Raw genomic sequence first — 1,153 nt, 5'->3', positions numbered from 1 at the left:
GCAAACGCAGTGGGCGACCTCATGCCATGGATCGCCGTGGTCTGAGCACATCGCTTACTCCGCACCTGCTGCCATGCCCGATGAACGGGGTGATCTTCCGTCAGTGGCTGGAGGAATGCCTGATCCCGGAAATGAGACAGGGCAGCATTGTCGTCGTCGACAACCTGTCCGCCCACAAAGTCGCAGGCATCCGCGAATGCCTCGAAAATGCGGGCATGCACCTGCTCTACCTGCCGCCCTACAGTCCCGACTTCAACCCGATCGAACAGGTCTTCTCAAAGATCAAAGGCCTCCTCAGGCAAATGAACCCACGCAGCTTCGACGCCATCTGCGACGCGCTCAAAGTCATCCTCCAAAGCTTCAAACCCGGCGAATACGCAAAATTCATCCGCCATTCCGGTTATGTGCAAACTTGATCAAATATGAGTCTAGAGCATCGCGCTTGAAACCTGAATCGGCCGGGATCCCTTTGCGAGGGAATTGTGATTGATGTGTGGATGCCCCCAGTTTTGCAAGGTGATTGTCTGACGGTGTGACGGCTGGGCGCTTCTATCGCTCGTGTGTCAGGCCTCTCGCTGTGGCTTGAAGTTTGCCACGGGCCATTATGCAGTTCGAAGAACGGGGGCCACATCGGTTCAGAGAGCTTAGATGCTCGCGCCCCGGGACTGGTTTCGTCGTCCTGAACATTGAAGTCCTTGCCGCATAATTCGTCAGTCGATCTCCTTGTCGGGGCTTGTGGCCCCTAATACCAAGCTGCACTGATCAGAACCAATGGACCCATTTGCGGCGACCGATGGTCATGATGTGCCAAGGTTGGTCGACGAGCATGTTCCAGGCCTCACAGCAGTTGACCTGAACTGATGCGGTGGATGCCCCCTTCGCCCGGCATCGTATGATGCTGACTGCGCCAATCTGGCGCACGAAGGAGAAGCAGATGGCAGACGTATACATCTTGGCGATCGATCTGCGAAGCGGAGCTTCCAGGCTTGCGCAACGGGTCGCGCGGGGTCGGTTCTATACAACCGGACGATGTCGCGGGCGAAGCTGGAGCAACTTCTGTGCGAGCAGGATTCTTGCATCGTTGCGATGGAAGCCTGCGCGACTAGCCATTTCTGGGGTCGCCATGCCCAATCACTCGGCCATGAGGTCCGCT

Annotated in this window: 1 protein-coding gene; it reads left to right on the top strand. The window is 57.1% G+C overall.

The window, feature by feature from the left end:
- The coding region (locus tag IE122_RS18610; RefSeq protein ID WP_373299163.1) for a transposase at positions 1-416 on the top strand (416 nt) is incomplete at its 5' end.
- Between the last annotated feature and the right edge of the window lie 737 nt (positions 417-1,153).

Source organism: Novosphingobium colocasiae (genome assembly GCF_014652555.1).
Classification (GTDB): Bacteria; Pseudomonadota; Alphaproteobacteria; order Sphingomonadales; family Sphingomonadaceae; genus Novosphingobium; species Novosphingobium colocasiae.
This window is presented reverse-complemented; position numbering and strand designations above follow the sequence as displayed.